At 68.3% G+C, this 4,012-nt stretch carries 4 protein-coding genes; 2 read left to right on the top strand and 2 right to left on the bottom strand.

Going from position 1 to position 4,012, the window contains the following annotated elements; translation table 11 throughout:
• Window positions 1-30 precede the first annotated feature (30 nt).
• On the bottom strand, window positions 31-831 hold the full coding sequence (locus GJ633_RS14730; RefSeq protein WP_197431364.1) for an alcohol dehydrogenase catalytic domain-containing protein: 801 nt from the start codon (window positions 829-831) through the stop codon (window positions 31-33).
• An 84-nt stretch (window positions 832-915) separates the two neighbouring features.
• On the opposite strand from GJ633_RS14730, the gene GJ633_RS14725 reads away from it, so the two are divergent.
• Window positions 916-2,358, top strand: a complete 1,443-nt coding sequence (locus GJ633_RS14725; RefSeq protein WP_156589410.1) for a DEAD/DEAH box helicase family protein — start codon at window positions 916-918, stop codon at window positions 2,356-2,358.
• Between the two features lie 444 nt (window positions 2,359-2,802).
• Here the strand turns inward: GJ633_RS14725 and udk are convergent, their stop codons facing one another.
• Complete coding sequence (udk, locus tag GJ633_RS14720; RefSeq protein ID WP_156589409.1) at window positions 2,803-3,510, bottom strand: uridine kinase; 708 nt, start codon at window positions 3,508-3,510, stop codon at window positions 2,803-2,805.
• A 201-nt stretch (window positions 3,511-3,711) separates the two neighbouring features.
• Here udk and GJ633_RS14715 point away from each other — a divergent pair.
• The coding region (locus GJ633_RS14715) for a CBS domain-containing protein (protein ID WP_156589408.1) at window positions 3,712-4,012 on the top strand (301 nt) is incomplete at its 3' end.

Below are 4,012 nucleotides of genomic sequence, written 5' to 3'. Positions count from 1 at the left end.
CGATAGAATCTTCGAAGATACTGACGACGATCACCGAGCCGCCCTTTCTCGTTGCGGCGATCGAATCGTCGACAGTCTGCTCGCGCCCGCGACCTCGAAGGCGACGTCGACGCCGCCGTTGGTGTCGGCGTTGATGACGTCGAGAGCGCTCTCAGCGGTCGGATCGAGCGTCACGTCCGCACCGCTTTCGGCGGCGATTTCCCGACGGAAGTCGCGCGGTTCGACGGCGTATATGGGCCCCGCGCCGGCCGCGTTGGCGAGTTGGACGACGGTCAGACCGATGGGGCCCGTCCCGAAGACGGCCACGCTGTCTCCCGGGCTAAATTCGGAGTTCCGAATGGCGTAGAGGCCGACGCTGAACGGCTCGACGAGGGGCCCGTATTCGAGCGGGACGCTCTCCGGGATCGGGACGGCTTGTCTCCGGTCGACGGTCGTGTACTCGGAGAATCCGCCGCCCCACCCGGACAACCCGACGAACCCGTTCGATTCACAGAGCCCGTACTCGCCCTCGAGACAGTATCGGCACTCGCCGCACCAGATGACGGGATTGGCGGCGACTTTGTCTCCGACGGCTATCTCCGAGACGTTACTGCCGACTTCGGTCACCCGACCGGCGAACTCGTGTCCCATCGGGAGCGGGAGCGTCTCGCCGGTGACCGGGTGGGGCTCGTCGTCGGGAATCGAGATCGGTCCGGCCGCGTACTCGTGGAGGTCCGACCCGCAGATGCCACACGCCGAAACGTCGATCTTGACGTCGTTGGGTCCGGTTTCTGGTTCGGGGTACTCTTCGACGCGAATGTCCTCTCGTCCGTGATAGATAGCCGAACGCATACCAGCTAACGAGTCAATCACCATATAAAATATAGTGGTTCGGGAGCCGGTACTGACTTGTCGGTCCGTCGGCTACCTCCGTCGATGGCGGTCCGGCTGACCTACGAGGAGGGGACGATCCGCGTCGACGCGAGCGGACGCGTCGGCGACGGAGACGCGACCGGGGACGGCACCGACGCCGGGGGGTCGACCAGCACGGACGACATCGACGACCGGCTCCCACCCCTTCCCGGCGTCGAGTTCGATCCGCGGACCGGAACCGGTCGGGCGCCGGCGTACCGCTACGCCGCGATCCGCCGGGCGCTCGAGATCGCCGGCGTGTCCGTCGACGACCACGTCCTCGACGCCAGCGACCGCGCGGCCGCCGACGCCGACCTCGCCGCCGGGCTCGCGACCGACTACGACCTCCGCGAGTACCAGGCCGACGCGCTGGCGGCGTGGCGCGAGGCCGACGACCGCGGCGTGCTCGAACTCCCGACCGGCGCCGGCAAGACGGTGATCGCGATCCGCGCGATGGTCGAACTGGGCGTCCCGACGCTCGTGGTCGTCCCCACCGTCGACCTGCTCGACCAGTGGCAGCGGGAGCTGGACCGGGAGTTCGGCGTCCCGATCGGGCGGTTCGGTGGCGGCGAGCAGCGCCGGGAGGCGATCACGGTGTCGACGTACGACTCGGCGTACCTGAAGGCCGACGGGGTCGGCGACGCCTTCGAGTTCGTCGTCTTCGACGAGGTCCACCACCTCGGCGGCGAGGGGTACCGCGACGTCGCGCGGCTGCTCGCGGCGCCCGCGCGTCTCGGGCTCACCGCGACGTTCGAGCGCCCCGACGGTGCCCACGAGACGGTCGCGGAGCTGGTCGGCGACCGCGTCTACGCGCTGGACGTCGACGACCTCGCGGGCGACCACCTCGCCCCCTACGACATCCGCCGGATCGAGGTCGAGCTGACCCCCGACGAGCGCGAGCGATACGAGGCGAAGCAGGGCACCTTCGTCGAGTACGTCCGCGACGCGGGGATCACGTTCACGAGCGGGAGCGATTATCGGGAACTCGTCAAGCGGTCGGGCAACGACCCGGCCGCCCGCGAGGCGCTGCTGGCGAAGCAGGACGCCCGCGAGATCATGATGAACGCGAGCCGGAAGGTCGACCGGCTCGAGGGGATCCTCGACCGCCACCGCGAGGACCGGGTGATCGTGTTCACCGCCCACACGGACCTCGTCTACCGGCTCTCCGAGCGGTTTCTCCTGCCCGCGATCACCGCCGAGACGGGCGCGAAGGAGCGCCGCGAGATCTTAGAACGCTTCCGGGACGGCACCTACGGCCGTGTCGTCGCCGCCAACGTGCTGGACGAGGGCGTCGACGTGCCCGACGCCAACGTCGCGGTCGTGCTCTCCGGGTCGGGCAGCGAGCGGGAGTTCACCCAGCGGCTCGGGCGCGTCCTCCGACCGAAAGACGACGGCGGCCGGGCGACCCTCTACGAGGTCGTCAGCGCGGAGACCGCCGAGGAGCGGGTGGCGAGCCGGCGACGATAAGCCGGAACTGTCCAGAGACGATATTTAAATATCTATGAGCGGCTGCGACAATTGCTTATAAAGGGCGGTGCGGTGGCGCGTGCCTCCGAGTGGCCGCCGGAGGCGGCCGCGAGGAGCACGCGCGAGGGAGTCAGTCACCGGAGCGAAGCGGAGGCGACTGACGAGGCTGGGGAGGCGTGAGGTGCGGTTGCGGTACGGGGCGGGGCGGGGCGGGACGCAAAGGGGCAGTCGCGCTCGGCGAACCCCAGCGACGTAAGCACCGCAAGGAGTGAGCGGAGCGAACGACTGAGGAGCGCAGCGAGCTGTGGGAGCCGAGCGCGACTGGGGCTTTGGAGGTGGTTGTCGTCCACCCCGTGCCGATTATTTATAAACGAACGGCTCAGGCTTCAAAATTAAAAAGGATCCCGCAGCACTCCGCTGTCGGTTTCCCGAACCGCGACCGGGTCACCCGATGTAATCGTCGCTGTCGGGGTCGAGCGAGCGCTGCTCCGCGAGCGCGTCTTCGAGGGTGCCGCGCTCCCAGCTCCGGACGGCGTCGCCTTCGACCTCGGCGCGGAGCTTCTCCTCTAAGAGGTTCACCGCGACGCTGTTCGCCCCCTCGGGGATGATCACGTCGGCGTGTTTCTTCGACGGCTCGATGAACTGCTCGTGCATCGGCTTCACCGTCGAGAGGTACTGGTCGATGACGCCCTCCAGGTCGCGGCCGCGCTCGAGGACATCTCGGCGGATCCGCCGCAGGATTCGGACGTCCGCGTCGGTCTCGACGAACAGCCGGAGGTCCATCATGTCGTTTATCTCCTCGTCGTACAGCGCGAGGATCCCCTCCAACACGATCACGTCCGACGGCGCGACCGTGACGCGCTCGTCCTCGCGGTTGTGGACCTCGAAGTCGTACTGCGGCATCTCGACGGACTGCCCCTCCAACAGCGCCTCGAGGTGCTCGCGGAGGAGCTCCCACTCGAACGCCGAGGGGTGGTCGTAGTTGACGGACTGTCGTTCCTCGAAATCCAGGTGCGAGAGGTCCTCGTAGTAGTTGTCGAGCGGGATCCGGGTGACGTTGTCGCCGAGGTCGCGGGTGACGAGCCGGGCGACGGTCGTCTTCCCGGCGCCGGTCCCGCCCGCGATCCCGATCACGAACGAGGGAATGCTCATCGTCCGCGTTCGGGCGGCCGCGGGTTTGAACCCTCCTCTTCGTTCCGGCACCCTGCTCCAGCCGCGGTCCCGTACCGCCGAGTGACCGATAGCGCGTGCGCGACAGAGGGCCGAATTCCACGCCGATCGGAGGGCTACGACCGGAATCGGTAAAACGGTGTCGGGGGCACCTTTTAGCCGATCCGGTCGGAAATACGGCGTATGCGAACAGACACCACGGTTCGCGACGTGATGCACCGCGAGTTCCTCGGCGTGAGCGAGGCGGATCCGCTGGCAGACGCCGCCCGTCTGCTGGTGGACGAGCAGACCGACTGTCTCGTCGTCGTCCGGGGCGGGGAACCCGTGGGGCAGCTGGGGTGTCGCGACGCGCTCGACGCGCTCCTCGACGACGGCGTCGACGACGACCGCACGGTGGGCTCGGTGATGGGAGACCCGCTCCCGACGGTCGCGCCCGACGACGCGCTCGCCGCGGTCGAAGAGCGACTCGTCGCGGAGGGCGTCG

Origin of the sequence: Halorubrum sp. CBA1125, from assembly GCF_009742825.1 — an archaeon.
Lineage (GTDB): Archaea > Halobacteriota > Halobacteria > Halobacteriales > Haloferacaceae > Halorubrum.
Note: the sequence above shows the minus strand (reverse complement) of the source record. Positions and strands in the feature narration are given on the sequence as shown.

Bases quoted from the DNA above. Each gene is read 5' to 3' on its own strand.
- GJ633_RS14725 (WP_156589410.1), top strand. From the start codon at position 916: ATGGCGGTCCGGCTGACCTACGAGGAGGGGACGATCCGCGTCGACGCG.
- GJ633_RS14730 (WP_197431364.1), bottom strand. From the start codon at position 831: ATGCGTTCGGCTATCTATCACGGACGAGAGGACATTCGCGTCGAAGAG.
- udk (WP_156589409.1), bottom strand. From the start codon at position 3,510: ATGAGCATTCCCTCGTTCGTGATCGGGATCGCGGGCGGGACCGGCGCC.